Source organism: Rhizobium aouanii (assembly GCF_037002925.1).
In the GTDB taxonomy this organism is placed as follows: Bacteria; Pseudomonadota; Alphaproteobacteria; order Rhizobiales; family Rhizobiaceae; genus Rhizobium; species Rhizobium aouanii.
The window spans coordinates 26639-44073 of the sequence record NZ_JBAMYD010000012.1 but is presented as its reverse complement, the minus strand read 5'-3'; the positions used below and the strand labels follow the sequence as shown (position 1 = coordinate 44073).

General features: G+C 61.7%; 15 protein-coding genes. 5 read left to right on the top strand and 10 right to left on the bottom strand.

Annotated features, from left to right (window positions below; genetic code table 11):
* Positions 1-145: 145 nt before the first annotated feature.
* Genes mltG through gmk form a run of 3 tightly spaced genes read left to right on the top strand, consistent with a single transcriptional unit; the run spans position 146 to position 2956 of the window.
* The gene (mltG, locus tag V8P77_RS20930; protein WP_335914080.1) at positions 146-1384 is read left to right on the top strand and encodes an endolytic transglycosylase MltG; all 1239 of its coding nucleotides are present in this window, start codon (positions 146-148) and stop codon (positions 1382-1384) included.
* An 18-nt stretch (positions 1385-1402) separates the two neighbouring features.
* Positions 1403-2290: a YicC/YloC family endoribonuclease gene (locus tag V8P77_RS20925; RefSeq protein ID WP_335914079.1), complete on the top strand. Its 888-nt coding sequence runs from the start codon at positions 1403-1405 to the stop codon at positions 2288-2290.
* 3 nt (positions 2291-2293) lie between these two features.
* Positions 2294-2956, top strand: a complete 663-nt coding sequence (gene gmk, locus V8P77_RS20920; protein WP_221986411.1) for a guanylate kinase — start codon at positions 2294-2296, stop codon at positions 2954-2956.
* Between the two features lie 67 nt (positions 2957-3023).
* Here the strand turns inward: gmk and rsmA are convergent, their stop codons facing one another.
* From rsmA to V8P77_RS20885, 7 genes are all read right to left on the bottom strand, one after another.
* Positions 3024-3851: a 16S rRNA (adenine(1518)-N(6)/adenine(1519)-N(6))-dimethyltransferase RsmA gene (rsmA, locus tag V8P77_RS20915; RefSeq protein ID WP_335914078.1), complete on the bottom strand. Its 828-nt coding sequence runs from the start codon at positions 3849-3851 to the stop codon at positions 3024-3026.
* A complete protein-coding gene (gene pdxA / locus V8P77_RS20910) occupies positions 3851-4879 on the bottom strand; it encodes a 4-hydroxythreonine-4-phosphate dehydrogenase PdxA (protein ID WP_335914077.1) in 1029 nt (342 codons plus the stop codon). The genes rsmA and pdxA overlap by 1 nt, the downstream gene beginning before the upstream one ends.
* Before the next feature lie 6 nt (positions 4880-4885).
* Positions 4886-5830 carry a SurA N-terminal domain-containing protein gene (locus V8P77_RS20905; RefSeq protein WP_335914076.1) on the bottom strand — a complete coding sequence of 315 codons (945 nt, stop codon included), beginning with the start codon at positions 5828-5830 and terminating at the stop codon, positions 4886-4888.
* A gap of 184 nt (positions 5831-6014) precedes the next feature.
* Complete coding sequence (locus tag V8P77_RS20900) at positions 6015-8342, bottom strand: LPS-assembly protein LptD (RefSeq protein ID WP_335914075.1); 2328 nt, start codon at positions 8340-8342, stop codon at positions 6015-6017.
* On the bottom strand, positions 8342-9430 hold the full coding sequence (lptG, locus tag V8P77_RS20895) for an LPS export ABC transporter permease LptG (RefSeq protein WP_011651253.1): 1089 nt from the start codon (positions 9428-9430) through the stop codon (positions 8342-8344). The genes V8P77_RS20900 and lptG overlap by 1 nt, the downstream gene beginning before the upstream one ends.
* Positions 9427-10608 carry an LPS export ABC transporter permease LptF gene (gene lptF, locus V8P77_RS20890; RefSeq protein WP_129418637.1) on the bottom strand — a complete coding sequence of 394 codons (1182 nt, stop codon included), beginning with the start codon at positions 10606-10608 and terminating at the stop codon, positions 9427-9429. The genes lptG and lptF overlap by 4 nt, the downstream gene beginning before the upstream one ends.
* A 100-nt stretch (positions 10609-10708) precedes the next feature.
* Positions 10709-11482: a phosphatase PAP2 family protein gene (locus tag V8P77_RS20885; RefSeq protein ID WP_335914074.1), complete on the bottom strand. Its 774-nt coding sequence runs from the start codon at positions 11480-11482 to the stop codon at positions 10709-10711.
* A 144-nt stretch (positions 11483-11626) separates the two neighbouring features.
* Here V8P77_RS20885 and V8P77_RS20880 point away from each other — a divergent pair, with 144 nt between their 5' ends.
* Entirely contained in the window at positions 11627-13117 is a 1491-nt protein-coding gene (locus V8P77_RS20880) for a leucyl aminopeptidase (RefSeq protein WP_335914073.1), read from the top strand.
* Positions 13117-13566 (top strand): DNA polymerase III subunit chi, encoded by a 450-nt coding sequence (locus V8P77_RS20875; RefSeq protein WP_335914072.1) that lies wholly within the window; start codon positions 13117-13119, stop codon positions 13564-13566. Before V8P77_RS20880 ends, V8P77_RS20875 begins: the two co-directional genes overlap by 1 nt.
* A 116-nt stretch (positions 13567-13682) precedes the next feature.
* Here V8P77_RS20875 and V8P77_RS20870 read toward each other — a convergent pair whose 3' ends face one another.
* From V8P77_RS20870 to V8P77_RS20860, 3 genes are all read right to left on the bottom strand, one after another.
* Positions 13683-14186 (bottom strand): hypothetical protein, encoded by a 504-nt coding sequence (locus V8P77_RS20870; protein WP_335914236.1) that lies wholly within the window; start codon positions 14184-14186, stop codon positions 13683-13685.
* Between the two features lie 72 nt (positions 14187-14258).
* Positions 14259-15185 carry a Gfo/Idh/MocA family protein gene (locus V8P77_RS20865; protein ID WP_335914071.1) on the bottom strand — a complete coding sequence of 309 codons (927 nt, stop codon included), beginning with the start codon at positions 15183-15185 and terminating at the stop codon, positions 14259-14261.
* A 99-nt stretch (positions 15186-15284) separates the two neighbouring features.
* Positions 15285-17327 carry a prolyl oligopeptidase family serine peptidase gene (locus V8P77_RS20860; protein WP_335914070.1) on the bottom strand — a complete coding sequence of 681 codons (2043 nt, stop codon included), beginning with the start codon at positions 17325-17327 and terminating at the stop codon, positions 15285-15287.
* Positions 17328-17435 lie beyond the last annotated feature (108 nt).

The window sequence follows — 17435 nt, the reverse complement described above, 5'->3', positions numbered from 1 at the left end:
CAAACCGGCCGTCCTCTACGTTGCGTAAGGGGGCGTGCGAAAGCATAACGACCGGCAGTGGCGTCGTTGAACGGCGGCAGAACCTGCTTTTGCCGCATTGCTTCGCGAAATAGCGAAGTGAGGGTCAAGTTTTAGAGGATTGCCGGTGAGCGATACGACGAACCAGAGCAACGATACCCCGCAGGGCGAGAACGACCGGCAGGCGCAGAAGGGACCGATTATCCCGAAGTCGCCGAGCGAAGCCCTGCGTCCGGAACGCGTTCCGGAGCCGCCGAAGCGGTCCAAGAAAGCCCGCGGCCAGATCGTTCTTTTCCTGAACTTCATCATGACGATGGCGGTTCTGGTCTGCGTCGTCGCCATCATCGGCTTCTACTACGCCACATCGACCTATCGGAACCCGGGTCCGCTGCAGACCAACACCAATTTCATCGTCCGCAACGGCGCTGGTCTGACCGAAATCGCCTCGAACCTCGAGCGCAACGCGATCATCAGCGATGCCCGCATCTTCCGTTATCTCACGGCAACGCATCTTTCTGCCGGTGAGAGCCTGAAGGCGGGTGAATACGAGATCAAGGCAAGGGCCTCCATGAGGGATATCATGGAGCTGCTGAAATCGGGCAAGTCCATTCTCTATTCCGTTTCCTTCCCCGAGGGTCTGACTGTCCGCCAGATGTTCGACCGCATGCTGCAGGATACCGTGCTGGAGGGCGACTTGCCGGCGGCATTGCCGGCCGAGGGCAGCCTGCGTCCGGATACCTACAAATTCTCGCGCGGCACCAAGCGCTCGGAAATCATCGAACAGATGGCGGCTGCGCAGCAGAAGCTCGTCGATCAGATCTGGGACAAGCGTGACTCGTCGCTGCCGCTGCGGTCCAAGGAGGAGTTCGTGACACTCGCCTCGATCGTCGAAAAGGAAACCGGGGTTCCCGACGAGCGTGCTCATGTCGCCTCCGTTTTCCTGAACCGGCTCGGCAAGGGCATGCGCCTGCAGTCCGACCCAACGATCATCTACGGCCTCTTCGGCGGCGAGGGTAAACCGGCCGACCGGCCGATCTACCAGTCGGACCTGAAGCGGGACACACCTTACAACACCTATGTCATCAAGGGTCTGCCGCCGACGCCGATCGCCAATCCCGGCAAGGATGCGCTGGAAGCCGTCGCCAATCCCTGGAAGACGCAGGATCTCTATTTCGTCGCCGACGGCACCGGTGGCCATGTTTTCTCTGCGACGCTCGAGGAGCACAATGCCAACGTCAAGCGCTGGCGCAAGCTCGAAGCCGACAAGGGTTCGGACCCGAACATCGCAGTCGACGGCCAGCCGGAAGATCAGCCGGCGGATAATGGCGCGACCGCCGCGCCGCCGAAGAAAAAGAAGATCAACTGAGACTTTCGGGAGGCTCGCATGGCTTTGCAGTCCATGACCGGTTTTGCGCGGCGCGAGGGAACGAGCGGCCGCTGGCGCTGGGCATGGGAACTGCGCTCGGTCAACGGCAAGGGTCTCGACCTGCGCCTGCGCCTGCCGCCCGGTCTCGAACGCATGGAGGCAGAGGTCCGCCGCCTCGCCGGCGAAAGTTTCAGCCGCGGCAACCTGCAGGCATCGCTATCCGTCAGCGCCGACGAGAACCGTTTCGAGGCGGTGCTGAACAAGGAGGCTCTTGCCGCTGTGCTGGCCATGCGCGAGCAGTTGGACGGTGTCATCGATCCGGCGCCGCTGAAGCTAGATACGCTGCTTCTGGTACGCGGCATCGTCGAATTCCGCGAAAGCGAGGATGGTGAGGAGGCGCTTGCCGCCCGTGACGCCGATATCGCTGCCGGCCTGCTGGCCGCGCTTGCCGATCTGAGAGCAATGCGCGAACAGGAAGGATCGGCACTGGCCCGCATTCTTCACGACCACGTCACGACGATCGAAGGCCTGACACGGACGATCGAGCTTGATCCCTCGCGCTCGCCGCAGGAGATCGCCGCGCGGCTTGCCGCGCAGGTCGCCTTGTTGATGGACGGCATGGCCGCACTCGACCGCGACAGGCTGCATGCCGAAGCCGCATTGCTGGCGACCAAGGCGGATCTGCGCGAGGAAATCGATCGTCTGAAGGCCCATATCGCCGCAGCGCGCGATCTCCTGGTGAAAGGTGGCCCAGCCGGGCGCCGGCTGGACTTCCTTGCACAGGAATTTAACCGCGAATCGAATACCATCTGCTCGAAGTCGAATGCCTCGGCGGTCACCGCCGCCGGCATCGAGTTGAAAGTCGTGATCGACCAGTTCCGCGAGCAGGTCCAGAATTTGGAGTAAGACATGAAACCGGCGAAATCCTCGCCCGTGCAGATCGCCCGCCGCGGTCTGATGCTTGTCATCTCGTCGCCATCTGGCGCCGGCAAGTCCACCATCGCGCGCACGCTGCTGGAGACCGACAGGCAAATCGGCCTTTCCGTCAGCGTCACCACGCGCCAGCGCCGCCCGAGCGAAGTTGAGGATGTGCATTACCACTTCAAGAGCGTGCGCGAGTTCGAGCGGCTGCGCGATAGCGACGCGCTGCTCGAATGGGCCGAGGTGCATGGCAATTTCTACGGCACGCCGCGCGAACCGGTCGAGCAGGCCATGGCCGAAGGCCGCGACATGCTCTTCGACATCGACTGGCAGGGCGCCCAGCAATTGCAGGAGAAGATGTCGGCCGACGTCATCTCGATCTTCGTGCTGCCGCCGACCATGACCGAGCTTCAGTCGCGGCTGCACCGCCGGGCCGAGGATTCCGAGGAGGTCATCCAGACGCGCCTCGCCAACAGCCGCGCCGAGATCGCCCACTGGCGCGAATACGACTATGTCATCGTCAATGACGATCTCAACGCCGCCCTCGACGCCGTCCAGTCGATCGTCAAGGCCGAACGCCTGCGCCGCGACCGCCGCCATGGCATGTTCGACTTCGTCCGCGAGTTGCTGGAAGAGACGCCGTCGCTTTAAAGCGTGATGCCGAAAAGTCTGCGCGATTTCGCGATGAGACATCAGATCTGAAAGATTGCGACGCACTTTAAAGGCTGTTCGCCAGCAGGCAGAACTCCTCGACGGACAAAGTTTCCGCCCGACGCGCCGGATCGATCCCGGCCTTAACGAGCAGGCTCTCGCCGCCGAGCGATTTCAGGCTTTGGCGCAGCATCTTGCGGCGCTGGCCGAAGGCCGCCTGTGTTACTTTTTCCAGATTGCCGACAGCGCAGGGGATCGGGTTTTCGCGGGGGGTCAGTTGCACGACCGTCGACGTCACTTTCGGCGGCGGCGTGAAGGCTTGCGGCGGCACGTCGAAGGCCATGCGTGCCTCCGTCCGCCAGCCGCAGAGCACGCCGAGACGGCCGTAATGGTCGTCGTCTTCGTTGGCGACGATACGCTCGCCGACTTCCTTCTGAAACATCAGCGTCAGCGACTGCCAGAACGGCGGCCAGGCTTTCGGCAGCAGCCAGTTGACCAGCAACTGCGTGCCGACATTGTAGGGCAGGTTGGCGATGATCTTGATCGGCCCTTCCGGCGCCAATGTCTCGAAATCCGTCTTCAGCGCATCGCCTTCGATCACCTCCAGCCGTCCGGGATAATGATCGGCGATCTCGGCAAGTGCCGGCAGGCAGCGTGTATCCCGCTCGATGGCGATAACCTTCCTGGCGCCGAGCGCCAAGATCGCGCGCGTCAGTCCGCCGGGGCCGGGGCCGACCTCGAAAACGGTCGCATCCTCGAGCGCCTCCGCCGTGCGGGCGATCTTCTGCGTGAGGTTGAGGTCGAGCAGGAAATTCTGCCCGAGCGCCTTTCGTGCATCGAGGCCGTGACGCTGGATGACGTCGCGAAGCGGCGGCAGGCCATCAAGTGCTGCCATCAGCGGCGGCTTTCCGCGCTGCGGCCGAGCTGGGCGGCGAGCTTCAGCGCCGCAACGAGGCTGTGCTCGCGCGCCAGTCCCTTGCCGGCAATGCCGAAAGCGGTGCCGTGATCCGGCGAGGTGCGCACGAAGGGAAGACCGAGCGTGACGTTGACGCTGTCATCGAAACCAAGTGCCTTGGCGGGGATCAGCGCCTGATCGTGATACATGCAGACGGCGACGTCGTATCGTGCCCGTGCCTCGTCATGGAACATCGTATCGGCGGGCAGGGGGCCGATCGCATCGATGCCCTCGTCGCGCAGGCGCTCGATCGCCGGACGGATGACGTCCTCGTCCTCCGTGCCGATCGCCCCGCCTTCGCCAGCATGCGGGTTGAGGCCGGCAACGGCAAGCCGCGGCGCCTCGATGCCGAAGCGCTGCCTCAGATCTTCATGGGCGATCCGGCAGGTTTCCATGATCAGTTCGCCCGTCAGCGCCTGCGGCACGTCGCGGACCGGAATATGGATGGTGACGGGAATGGCCCGGAGCTTCGGTCCGGACAGCATCATTACCGGTGTTACCGGCCGGCCGGTCGCCCTCGCGGCGAGATCCGCGAGAAATTCGGTATGGCCGGGAAACCGGAAACCCGCCTCGTAAAGCACGGCCTTGGCGATCGGATTGGTAACGACTGCGAGCGCCTCGCCGTGAATGACAAGCGACACGGCTTTCTCGATCGACGCGATCGTGCCTTTCGCCGTTGCCGCATGCGGTTCGCCGGCCACGACCTCGATACCGGCCGATATGGTCATGACGGGCAGCGCATCGGCAAACATGCCGGCGGCCTTGCTGGCTTCATCGGTCTCGCGGATCGAGACCGCCAGATTGAGCTGGCGGGCTCTCAACGCCAGAACATCGGGGTCGCCGATCAGGAAGAAAGGCGGCAGCCCGAGTTCTCGCCGCCTCAGCCAAGCCATCAGAGTAATATCCGGCCCGATGCCGGCGGGGTCGCCCTGGCTCAGCACAAGCGGTCGCGAAAACGGTATCGCCATTGTCGGTCAGCGATAGGCGATCTGCGCCTTTTTGCGCAGTTCATCCAGGTATTTCTTGCTGTTTTCGTTTTCCGGGCTGGCATCCTTGCCGGCCTTGGACTTGTCGAGATCTTCCTGGCGGAAGACCATTTCGGCGGCTTGGTCGTCGGAGACCTGCCGCTGGCTGCAGATTGCCAGATACTCGACGCCCTTGTCGGTGACGCGGGTCCCTGTCGTGTTGCCCTTGGCCTGCTCGACCAGCGGCTTCCAATCCGGCGGGATCTCGGGGGCGAGCAGGCGGCCGAGATCGCGCACGGAAACGTCGCGCATCGTCGCAGCAAACACCTTTGCCTGATCGCAGCCCGGAAATTTGGAGCGCGACGCCTCGGCCTCGCCCTTGCGCTTGCCGGTGATGGCGCCGCGCTTGGCTTGCGGAATGACGAAGATGATCTGCTGCAGCATATATTCCGTCGTCACCGGCTTCTGCTTGTTGTTCTGCATCATGCGCGAAACGAGATCATAATTCGACAGCCGCGAGGTCGAGCCGTAGCGGGCGTTGACGACGCGCGGCCAGCTCATCTGCACGGCGATGAAACTCTTGAAATGGTCGACACCGACGCCGGCCCGATCGAGGATCTGCGACATCTGCTCTGGGGATAGCTTGTTGCCGCTCGAAAAGCGCGCGAATGACGCATCGACGTCCTGCTGCGAAACCGACATACGGACGCGGGCGACTTCCTGCCGCTTGAGCGCCTCGTCGACCAATTGCTCCTGGGCAGTCTTGGCATCGGCCTTCGTACGCTGCAGGCGCAGGAAGGCCTGGCGCTTGGCGACATCGCCGCTGGTGATAGCGGTGCCGTTCACCACGGCTTTGACTTCGCTTGCCGCAAGCGCTGGAGCGGCAAGGCCTGTCAGCAATGCAAGCGCTGCCCCGGCGAGGAACTTGGTTATGGCTTTTTTCGCGTCAATCATCTGTTGACCTCCCGATAGCGTCGCGAGACGTTGTTCGCGGCGTTCTTACCACAGTGTGAGACACGCTGAAATCGCTTCCACCACGGCGCGAAACCCCTATGCCTCAGATACCGACTGGCGGCAATGTCCTGCACAGGCTTACGGCGAAAGAATGGCTTCAGGCCATGTTTGCGCCGATCGCCCGTCATTCGAGGGTGTCGGAACCGATCTTGATGTCGCCAAGGGTGCGGAAGGTCAGCCGTGCGCCGATTGTCCAGTCGCTTCCCGACTCGTCGTCGGAATCTCTGCTGTCCGTATAAGCGATCGTGAAGATCGTGCATTCGTCCTCATAAGAGAGGCCGATCGTCCGCCGGCTGATCACATCATTGTTCAGATCCCAGGCAATGCCGCCGAAAATCGACCAGTAATCTTTGAACTTGACGCTGCTGTTCGTCTGGATCTCGTCATTGTCCTCGGCAAAGCCATATGCCGGCTGGGCGCTGAGATGGGTGTAGGTCAGCTGCGTCGCGAAGGTGTCGTTCTGGTAGGCCGTCGTCAGATCGCCGCGGCGGAATTCGAAATCTTTTTCGTCGAGCCGATAGGAGGCTGCAACGGAAACGCCGTACGGTGTTTCGACGCCGCCAAGGCCGACATAATCGGAGCGGTCGGTTTCAAGGCCCGAATCTGCGCCGACATTGACGAGGTCATCGGTCGCAAACGAGTTCTGGCCGGCGATCTGATAGGACTGGCCGAAGATGCCGTGCAGCTTGTAACCGCTATCGAATGTACCGGTGTACTGAACGCCGATATTGGCGCGCGTGCCGCCTTCGACCCGGTCGTAGCCCGAGAACTTGTCGCGGTCGAACAGCGAGGTGGCGTCGAAGACGAAGCTTTGCGCATCCTCGTTCGGCAGGCGGCCTGCCAGCTGCTCGTCGGGGCGGGCATAGATCTGCGCGATCGGCTCGAGGATATGGGTGCTGTTAGCCGTCGTCATCAGGATCGGATAACGCATCTCCAGACCGGCTGTGAACATCGAGCGGGTAGCAGAATTGCCGTCGACGTAGTTGCCGGTGTAGCCTGTGGGGTCATCCATGTTCAGCGCGAAAGCATCGCCGCGCGCGGCCAGTAACGGTGTGATCACCAGGCCGGTCGGCGTGACGTAGGTGCGCTTCCATTGCAGCTCGGCAGTCAGCCGCGATGTCTGGCCTTTCAGACCGCGGAAACGGTCGAAGCCGTCGACGGTATAGAAGTCGTCATGTGTGCGCGAAATATTCGTCAGGTTGACATCCGCCGAAAGCTCGCCGCCGGCCAGCGGCTGCGGCGCTACATAGTGGTAGTCGAGCGCGGGATAGACGATCGCCTGCTGCTTTTCAGCGGTATTCGTCCGATCGGCATCCTGGACGTCGAAATAGAACGCCCGCATGTCGAAATAATTGCGTTTCCCGAGCCCTGTCAGGTAGATCTGGTTGGTACGATCCGTACCGGTCAGGCCCCGCAGCTTGTATGTTTTCGAGAAATTGTTGTCGCTCTGCGTCATGACGTCCCAGCCGAACGTCCAGCGCGGATTGATGCGGAAGTCAGCCTTGGAAGCCACCATGCCACGCTGCTCGGCTTCGGCATCGCTGGTGCCGGAGCTGAAGTTGCCCGGTGTTGCCTGGTCGATGCCGGCGACGCGCAGGATATGCGTGCCATTTTCGAAACGTTGGCGAAATTCGCCTTCGATGAGGAAGCCCTGGGCGGTGTAGCCCGTGGCGGTGACCGTCGCGTCCATACTCGGCGAGATCACATAGTAATAGGGAACGGAAAGACCGAAGCCGAGATTCTGCGACAGGCTCATCGTCGGAAACAGAAAGCCGGACTTGCGTTTCACCGTATTGTCGGGAACTTCGATGAACGGCAGGAAGGCAATCGGATGGCCGAGCAGTTCGAAGCGCGCTCTCTCCAGCCGGATCGTATGCGTCTCGCCGTTCTGGATCACCCGCTGGGCCTTGACCTGCCAGAAGGGGGCACGCTTCGGATCTTCGGCGCAGGGAAGGCAGGCCGTGTAGACGCCCTTGTTGAGAATCATCTTCGTGCCGCCGACGCGCTCACCGGTTTCGGCGGCGATACGCGTATTGTCGGCGGTTTCGATACGCAGCGAGTTCATGAACCCGTCGGCGAAATTGTCGGTCACGTCGAGGTTGTCGGCATAGATGCGGTTGCCGTCGGGACTGACCAGCTCGATATTGCCGATCGCCATCATCCGGCCGGTCTTCTGATTGTACTCGACCTTCTGAGCGACCATTTTATAGCCGGCATAATTGATCTGCACGCCGCCGACCGCCGACACCAGATCGGCGTCACGGTTATAGACCAGTTCATTGGCCGAAAGCAGAAGCTTGGCCCCTTCGGGAATCTTCTTCTCTATATCTTGTTCGGGCGCGCTGGCCTGGCCGAAAGAGGCCGGGGCGCTGCCGAAATATGAACATAAAGCCGCACCGACAAGCAGGGCAACCAACTGTTTACTAAAATACTTGCGGTCGCCTGCCGCCACTAGCCGTCCTCCTGATGAAGCAGAATAGTCGCACCCAAGGCCAGCGCGACGACCACCGGTATCCACGTCGCCACAAAGGGGGGCACGACTCCACTGCTTCCGAATGCCTTTACAAGCACGGTGATGACATAAAGCATGAAGCCCGAAAGGATGCCACCCAGAATCACGGAGCGGGATTGGTTGAACCGGCTAAATTTTAGGGACACTGTTGCGGCTATGAAAGTCATGGCCACCAGCAGCAAGGGCTGGGACAACAGGGAGTTGAATTGCGTCTCCAGCGCCTTGGTCGAAATGCCGAAGGATTTGGCCGCCGCAATCCGGTTGGAAAGGTCAAAGAAACCAATTGTTTCCGGCGCTGTCAGCCGCTCCTGGACGAAGTCCTGTTTCAGATTGGTGCGAAGTTGAACCGAAGCTTTACGCACGGGGATTTCGCCAGGCTTGCGCTCGACAACGGTGTTAAGTTGCCAGTAACCATCTTCCAATTTTGCCGTGGCGGCGTCCTGTCTCAGAATGACCTGACCGCTTGAATCGAAATGGATCAGCACGGCGTCGATCAGCTTCGTTCCGTTCTCCTGGACCGTCTGGGCGCCGATGATGACATCGTCCCGGCCACTGATCTGACGCAGCCACGGAATCTGCGGCGCCTTGCGCAGAACCGCGTTCTCGCCGCGCCAGTCGGATTCGACCAGCAGTGCCTGGCGCTGTCCCCAGGCGGCAAGCGGGTTCAGCGCCGCCATCGTCAGCAGGCCGAGCGCCAGCGAGCCGGCGATGAAGGGGAACATGAACTGCCAGACCGAAATGCCGGCTGCGCGCGTGACGACGAGTTCATATTTGCGGTTGAGACCGATCAGCACCGTCATGCCGACGAACAATGCGATGAACGGCACCGTCTGCTGCAGGATGAGCGGCAGGCGCACGGCGGTCATCAAGACGCCGCCGCCGATCGTGTAGCCGGGAAGGCCGGACATGCGGCCCGCCGTCTCGCTGAAATCGAGGAGGAAAGAAATCGCCGAGACGCCGATCAGGAACCAGCCTGTCGTCACCAGATAGCGGCGAAAGAAATAACGCGACAATGTCCCGAACATCATTGGGCAGTGCCCCCGCCGGTCCTGCCGGTTGCGGCAAGCAGCCTTTCCTGCATCCGCCTCCAGAAAGACGAAATCCGGTCGCGGATGAACGAAGGCATGACCAGTCGTTTGTGCAGGCCGAGAAAGACGATCGAGACGATGCTGCTGACGATCGGGATGGCGTAGAGGACGGCGATATATTCAGGGTCGGTATCGATCTGATTGGCCGCGTAGAAGGCCGCCCATCGCATCGCGAAGGCATACGCGAGAGCGCTCACCATCGGATGCAGCCTCGCTTCGCGGTGCGAGCGCGCGTCGCCGGCGATCGCCAGTGAAAACAGGGCAAAGACGACAGGCAGGATCCAGTCGGTCAGCCGGCGATGCAGTTCGGCGCGGTAGCTTTGCGGCCGGATCGTATAGTCCTTGTCGGCCGGGTCCGGATTGAACAGGAACCACAGGTCACGGTCGCTGGCGCGCAGCGTCGCCTGACCGCGATTCTCCGTCATGTCCGAGAGGTCGAAGGAATAGGAATCGAAATTGATGACCGAGACGTTGCCGTCGGGCGTTTTGCGGTGCACTTCGCCTTCATGCATGATCAGCGTCGTGCCCGTGTCGTCGACGGCGCCTTCCTTCGCATAATAGATCAGTTCGTAGGCCGGGTCGCGCTCGTCGGCGACGAAAAGGCCCTTGAGCATGCGGCCTGCCATCCGCTGCGAGATCTGTACGTAGAGGCCTTCATCGAGCTTGCGAAAGGTCTTTTCCTCGATCACCGAAGAGAGGAGGTCAGCATAGGTCTCGGCGATCATCTGGCGCACGACGGTCTTTGCGCGCGGCTCGACGACGTTGTCGACGAAGAAGGAAAAGACGCTGATGACGGCGGCAAGCAGCAGGATCGGGCGGATCAGCACGCTGCGCCGCGCCCCGGCCGCGTCGATGACGGTGAGCTCGGAATCATTGTTCATCGTCGTCAGCGTCTGGGTGATCGCGATAACGAGAGCGAAGGGCAGCACGACGGGAATGATCGACGGCAGGATCATCGTCGCCAGCTTGGCGAACGAGCCGATCGACTGGCCGCTGTCGGTGACCAGATTGATGCGCTGCAGAACCTGAGTCGTCCAAATGATCGCCAGAACGGGCAGGAGCGCCACGAGAAACATCTGGCCGACGCGCCGCAATATGTATGTCTCGAGTAGTTTCATGCCTGCCCTTGAAAGCACCTGCACGCCCAAACGGCTTTGCAGGAGAATCCCTCTACGCTCTTTGTCGCGCTTTTGCGACAAGCTGGTGTCAAAAATTCATTCAAATTTCAGAATTTTTTTGATGCTGTTGCGACTCAGTTAACGCCAGCAATGCGGCGAAGACGACAAGCGACGAAAGCCATCCAAGAACGACGTCGGAAAGGTAGTGCGCGCCGAAGGATAGCCGCATCGCCGGGGTGAGGATCGAGATCACCGCCACAGGCGCCGCCAGCGCATAACGCAGGGGTTTCGGAACGAAGTGCAGAAGGCAGAGGAGCCAGCCGGCGCTCGCTGCCTCGCCGGAGACGAACGAGCAGTTCGAAACGCATTTTCCGGCAAGCGAACCTGCCTCGACGAAATGCAGCGGACCGCCGAAAATGTCGGTCTGTATCGGCCGCGGCCGGCCCCAATGTTCCTTCAGGACGACATTGACGAGCAGCACCGGCCCGATCAGCAGCGTTCCAAGCGCAACTTTGAGCTTTTGCGCGCGCTCGGCGTTGAAGGTTGCGCCATGCTGCTGGTAGCATTCGACGAGTTTCCACAGCATCACGATCGCCACCACATAGGGCAGGCGGAAGAAGACGGTGCGCAGCAGGTCGAACGCCGCGACGTCGCGATAGGGAAAGCCGCCGCAGATGCCCCCGGCAGCAGCAGTCGCGTCGCAATCTGCGCCCACGAAAAAAAGCTGGGAAAAATAGATGTCTATTCCGGGAAAGGCGCGGAAGACGGCAAGCAGCGCCCACCACATCCAAAACAGCAGCATGAATGCACCGAAAGTCGTTTTCGGCAGGCGGATTGCCAGGTCCCGCCATCGATTTTTCGAAAAAACTGTCAACGCGAATATCTATGAAACTGACGAAAACATGAGGACCGTGATGGCCGCGGGCGACCATAACAATTGTCGCAAGCCATTGACAGACCCGCCAAACGCGAAATTATCCGCGAGGGACGGATTTCAAAGAATCCCAGCGGAGAAGACATGTCAGTAAAGTTGGAAATTTCATTCTCGAAGTCGGCAAAGCTCAATGGCGGCCTGGCGATCCTGTTGAAGACGGCGGAGGCCGACAGCGCTGCCGGCGCCGAATCAGTCGACCCGGCAGGCGTGATCGCCAAGGCTGCCAGGATCGCCCGATTCTCCGCGAAATCCATGAGCGGGCTCGATATCGTTGCCCCCGAAGGCGCGCCCGTCGAGCGCATCGTCGTCATCGGGCTCGGCAAGGCCGCCGAGCTCACCGTCCATGATTGGCTGAAGGCCGGCGGTGCTGCGGCATCGAAAATCAAGAACACCGACAAGGCCGCCGTCTTCATCGATGTGCCCGGGCTCGAGACCAGCGCGCGAGCAACTGCCGATTTCGCGCTCGGCATGCTACTGCGCGCCTATAGCTTCGATACCTACAAGACGAAGAAGAGCGACGAGGAGGAGAAGCCGGCGAAATCCGTCAAGGTGACGATCGTCACTGCCGATCCGGGTGGTGCCAAGAAGGCGTTTTCCGATTCCGAAGCGATTGCCGGCGGTGTCAACCTTGCCCGTGACCTCGTCAATGAACCGCCGAACGTGCTCGGTCCCGTCGAGTTCGCCGCCAAGGCGAAGGAACTGGAAAAGCTCGGCGTCGAAGTGGAAATACTGACGGAGCGGGAGATGCGCCGCCTCGGCATGGGCGCCCTTCTGGGCGTCGCCCAAGGTTCCGTGCGTCCGCCGCGCCTGGCGGTCATGCAGTGGAAGGGCGGCAAGGGCAAGGATCGCCCCGTCGCCTTCATCGGCAAGGGTGTCGTCTTCGATACGGGCGGCATTTCGATCAAGCCGGCCGCCGGCATGGAGGACATGAAGGGCGATATGGGCGGTGCGGCAGCCGTCACCGGTCTCATGCATGTGCTCGCCTCCCGCAAGGCCGCCGTCAACGCCGTCGGCATCATCGGCCTGGTCGAGAACATGCCCGACGGCAACGCCCAGCGCCCGGGCGACATCGTCACCTCGATGTCCGGCCAGACGATCGAGGTGATCAACACCGATGCCGAGGGCCGCCTGGTGCTCTGCGATGCGCTCTGGTACTGCAACGACCGCTTCAAGCCGCAATTCATGATCAATCTTGCAACGCTCACCGGCGCGATCGTCGTGGCGCTCGGCAATGTGCATGCCGGCCTGTTCTCCAACGATGACCAGCTTTCCGCCCAACTGACGGCAGCCGGCCTTTCCACAAACGAGAAGCTCTGGCGCATGCCGCTCGGCAGGGACTACGACAAGCTGATCGACAGCAAGTTCGCCGACATGAAGAACACCGGCGGCCGGCAGGCTGGCTCGATCACGGCGGCGCATTTCATCAAGCGCTTCGTGCAGGACACGCCCTGGGCGCATCTCGATATTGCCGGCACGGCGATGGGCTCGCCGCAGGACGAGATCAACCAATCCTGGGGCTCCGGCTTCGGCGTGCGCCTGCTCGATGAGCTCGTTCGCGCCCATTATGAATCCTGATGACGGACGTCCTCTTCTACCATCTGACCGAAACCAGGCTGGAGGACGCGCTTCCGCCGCTCATCGACAAAAGCGTCGAGCGCGGCTGGCGCGTTGCCGTCCAGACGCGCGAGCCGGCGCGGCGTGATGCTCTCGATCAGCATCTTTGGACTTTCCGCGAGGAGAGCTTCCTGCCGCACGGCACCGACGAGGCCGATTTCGCCGAAAGCCAGCCGGTGCTTTTGACGGTGACATCAGAGAATGCCAATGCGGCGACTGTGCGTTTCATCGTCGACGGCGCCGAGCCGCCGCCGGTCGATGCCTATGAGCGCGTCGTCTTCATGTTCGACGGTCACGACCAGGAGCAACTGGAAGCCGCCCGTACGCAGTGGAAGAAGCTGAAAGGCGAGGGGCACAACCTCACCTATTGGCAGCAGACACCGGAAGGGCGATGGGAGAAGAAGGCCTGATCGTTCGCTACGACGCTACTGCGCCGCGCGTCTTTTCGAGAGCCGCAAAGGACGCTGTAACACTTTGAATTGCTGCATGAAGCCGTCCAGCTTCGCTCTCCCGCCAGCGAACGCCGCTACCGTTTCGAACCTTTATCCTCGTCGAGGTTTGTCAAGATATTGAGGGGTACGATCCCGCCAGCACTTTCCGATGGGTCGAGCGCCTCGACTGCCAAAACATGCTTTCCATTCGGACTGACCAAAGCGAATGCCCACGCCTTGTCGGCAAAGGTGCTGACCGGCATTTCTGCCCAGCCGGCTTGATGCACAAGGCGTTCGGCATAATAAGCCTTGATGGTCTGCGGGTCGGTGGTGCTGGCAAGATTGCGCGCCAGGATACGCATGGACTTCTCTCCGAACCGCCCTTCCAGTTGGCCCAGCACCTTGCGGGTGGCCTGCCAATCCTGGGCCTGGGTCGCCGATCCGAAGGAATATTCCTCGGATCGGGAAATGCCCGGTGGCTCAGGCGGCATGACGACCTCTTCGCCCGAACATGCTGCAAGGCCGAGAAGCGGCACCACAAGGATGCCAATATTCAACACGCGGAAAAATCGGCCCTTGCGGCCAATTTTGTTGCTCATGAGCGGCTGCCCCCGAACACGATTGCCATAGGCCGGCAAATCTTGCCGGTTTCTATGACGTTATTGCGACGCTCAGTCGTGGAAGGCGTCGACGAATTTCCGCTTGCCGAGCATGAAGGCATCGGCGACGTGGCGCAGCGGCGCGAGATCGACATCCGATTTGCCGGCCTTGATGATTTCGGCGAAGCGACGGTAGAGCGAGGGATATTCCTGCTCCGGCTCGGCGAATCTCAGCGCGCCGTCGATCAAAAGCTTGGCGCCGCCCTCGGCGAGCACCATCTGGCCGGCTGCCGTCTCCGCGACGATGTCCCAGCTCTGCTTGCCGGTCTGGCGCCAGTCGAATTCGGCGTGAACCGGCAGACCGTCAGCATTGCGGAAGTGAATGTCGGCCGCGATCGGCGCATCGCGATTCTCGGGAAATTCGAGCACGGCCTCGGTGATGAAGATCGGCCGCGGCAGGATATGGGTGACGATCGACAGCGCGTTGATGCCGGGATCGAAAACGCCGAGGCCGCCTGCCTGCCAGATCCATTCCTGGTTCGGATGCCAATGGCGGACATCCTCCTTCCAGATCACGTGCACGCTTTTGATCGTCGTCGAGGCAAGAAACGCCTTGGCGGCTTCGACGCCCGGCGCATAGCGCGAATGCCAGCTGGCAAAGAGCGACGCACCCTGCTTGTTCGCCAGCGCTTCGAGATCGGCCACTTCGCTGAGCGTCGCGCCGGGCGGCTTTTCCAGGAAGACGTGCTTGCCGGCGACGAGCGCTTTATAGGCTGCCTCGTAGCGATATTGCGGCGGCATGCAGAGCGAAACGGCATCGATGGAGGGCTCGGCGTCGAGCATCGCTTCGATCGTCGTATAACTCTTGACGCCTTCGACCGTGCCGTGGCGGCTCGCCGTGGCGACGAGTTCGAAATCCGGGTTCTTGGCGATGGAGGGAAGGTGCTGGTCGCGGACGATCTTGCCGACGCCGACGATGGCGAGGTTGATAGGAGACATGGTGTTTCGCTCGAGCCTGTATGAAAAGTATGATTTATTGACCTGTTTGTATCAGAAAGAGGCGCGCCGACAAGCTCTCCTCCTCCATTCTATCGCATCCTAGCGCATGATGGTTTGGCGAAGGAAGCTGTAACCCATCGCGGCGCGGGCGGCGCGTTCTTCGGAATTGCCGTCGCCGCCATGCCCACCGGAGCCGAATTCATGGAAGAGCGGCCGGTGCCCTTCTTCCTCCAGCCGCGCGGCAAAGCGGCGCGCATGCGAGGGATGCACGCGGTCGTCATTGGCGGAGCTTTCGATGTAGATCGGCGGATAGCTGACCTTGGTCGCCGGCCCGACATTGTGAAGCGGCGAATAGCCGAGCATGAAATCCCGGTCCACCGGCGTCTCCGGATCGCCATATTCGTCCATCCAGGCTTGCCCTGCGCTGAACAGGTGGAAGCGTGTCATGTCGAGAACCGGAACTTGGCACCAGACGGCGCCGAAATCTTGCGGGTAGCGCGTCAGCATCACGCCGGTCAGCAGACCGCCATTGCTGCCGCCCTGGCAGGCAATCCGCGACGGCAGGGTATAGCCGCGGGCGACGAGATCGCGCGCGATGGCGACGAAATCGGCAAAAGCCCGGTCTCGCCCCTGCCGCTTGGCGCTGCGATACCAGTCGGGCCCGAATTCGCCGCCGCCGCGAATATAGGCCTGCACATAGGCGCCGCCTTGTTCCAGCCAGCGTCCTGTCGCGCCGGAATAGCTTGGCGACAACGGGACATCGAAGCCGCCATAGCCATAAAGCAGCACCGGCAGCGCGCCCTTGGTCCATTGCTTCGGCAGGACAAGCCGGTAGGTAACCCTCGTTCCGTCCTCGGAAACGGCCTCCAGCAGTTCGGATGACATATCGGTCGCATCGAAATAGCTCGGCGCCGCGGCGACGAAAATCGGTTCGGCCTCTCTGCTGCGATCCGACAGCTCGAGGCGGTAACAGACGGGCGGCTGCAGGAAGCCCTGCCCGACGATGTGGAGCGTATCGTCGCCAAGATGCAGATCTGCATGGAGCGGCCTGAAGTGAGCTGTCTGCATATCCGCCGGCAGTGCGATCTCGCGCTGTTCGGCATCGGGCCTTGTCAGGTCCAGCACCATGAGACGCGGACGCAGCCGATCGGAGATGATGAAGACGCACCACTCTTGCATCAGCATCATCTGCGCGATGGACTGGCCCTCGCCAGGCTGAAACAGGATCCGCTCCGGCCCGAGCATGGCCGTCTCCGAGGCGGGATCGAAGCGTTGCAGCACGAGGCTGCCGGTCGCAACGCGTTCATCGGTCTTTGCCCGCCAAAGGCAATGATCATGATTGAACTGGAAATCGGCTTCCTTAGGCAGATCGACGCGCCGCTGTGTGCCGTCGTTGGCGATCAGGAAAGCGCTCGCGACGCCGATCTCGTGGGCGGCGACGAAAATATCGATCAATCCGCGATCCGCCGCAGCGCCTGATAGGGCCGGGTCGATGACGAGATTGAAGCCGTAGACGTCCTCGTCCGCGGCTTCGAACATGACGGCGGCATCTTTCGGTCGCTGCCCGCGCTTCAATCGCCGTCCGACGCGCGGCCATCCGGAGCGGGTCGCCGAAAATCTGTCGATGGAACCGAAATAGCAGATTTCGTCACGGCTCAGCCAGGTGGCATGCGATCGTGTGGCCGGTGTATCGAAGCCGCCCTCGACGACCTGTTTCCGCTCGGCGTCGAATTCGAGCAGCCGGAGAAGGTCGGAACCGCCGTCCGAAAGCGTGAGCAGCACCCGCATCGGCTCCCACGGGCAGGTGACGGAGCCGCGCCAGTTCCAGCGCTTGCCATCGCTGACGCAGAAGGCGTCGAGATCGAAGACCGGCTCCCAGGCGGCGTCCGGCAGCGGCTCCTGGTCTGCCGGCAGGCGGAGCCAGATGCCGAGAGGATTGTCCTTGCTCTGGCGGAAGTCGAACAGCCACTCGCCTCGGCGCATCGGCACGATCAGCCTGTCCTGCCGCTCGATCAGCGCCTTGATCGCGTCGCGATCCCTCTCGAATTCAGGTGTTCTCAGTGCGGCGTCGGAAACCCGGTTGTGCTCGTCGATGAACTGGCGGGTGCGCGGATCGTCGTCCGTTTCGAGATGAAGGTTCATATCCGACCTGCCGGCTTCCGTTGACGTCGGACAGATCTAGGCAGCCGGTCCCGACTTGGCAACCCGCTTCACCGGATCGTCACGAATTCGGCCGAGGCGACGACGGTG

Bases quoted from the DNA above. Each gene is read 5' to 3' on its own strand.
- V8P77_RS20880 (WP_335914073.1), top strand. From the start codon at position 11,627: ATGTCAGTAAAGTTGGAAATTTCATTCTCGAAGTCGGCAAAGCTCAAT.
- V8P77_RS20875 (WP_335914072.1), top strand. From the start codon at position 13,117: ATGACGGACGTCCTCTTCTACCATCTGACCGAAACCAGGCTGGAGGAC.
- rsmA (WP_335914078.1), bottom strand. From the start codon at position 3,851: ATGGCAGCACTTGATGGCCTGCCGCCGCTTCGCGACGTCATCCAGCGT.
- gmk (WP_221986411.1), top strand. From the start codon at position 2,294: ATGAAACCGGCGAAATCCTCGCCCGTGCAGATCGCCCGCCGCGGTCTG.
- pdxA (WP_335914077.1), bottom strand. From the start codon at position 4,879: ATGGCGATACCGTTTTCGCGACCGCTTGTGCTGAGCCAGGGCGACCCC.
- V8P77_RS20905 (WP_335914076.1), bottom strand. From the start codon at position 5,830: ATGATTGACGCGAAAAAAGCCATAACCAAGTTCCTCGCCGGGGCAGCG.
- lptG (WP_011651253.1), bottom strand. From the start codon at position 9,430: ATGATGTTCGGGACATTGTCGCGTTATTTCTTTCGCCGCTATCTGGTG.
- V8P77_RS20865 (WP_335914071.1), bottom strand. From the start codon at position 15,185: ATGTCTCCTATCAACCTCGCCATCGTCGGCGTCGGCAAGATCGTCCGC.
- V8P77_RS20925 (WP_335914079.1), top strand. From the start codon at position 1,403: ATGGCTTTGCAGTCCATGACCGGTTTTGCGCGGCGCGAGGGAACGAGC.
- lptF (WP_129418637.1), bottom strand. From the start codon at position 10,608: ATGAAACTACTCGAGACATACATATTGCGGCGCGTCGGCCAGATGTTT.
- V8P77_RS20870 (WP_335914236.1), bottom strand. From the start codon at position 14,186: ATGAGCAACAAAATTGGCCGCAAGGGCCGATTTTTCCGCGTGTTGAAT.
- V8P77_RS20860 (WP_335914070.1), bottom strand. From the start codon at position 17,327: ATGAACCTTCATCTCGAAACGGACGACGATCCGCGCACCCGCCAGTTC.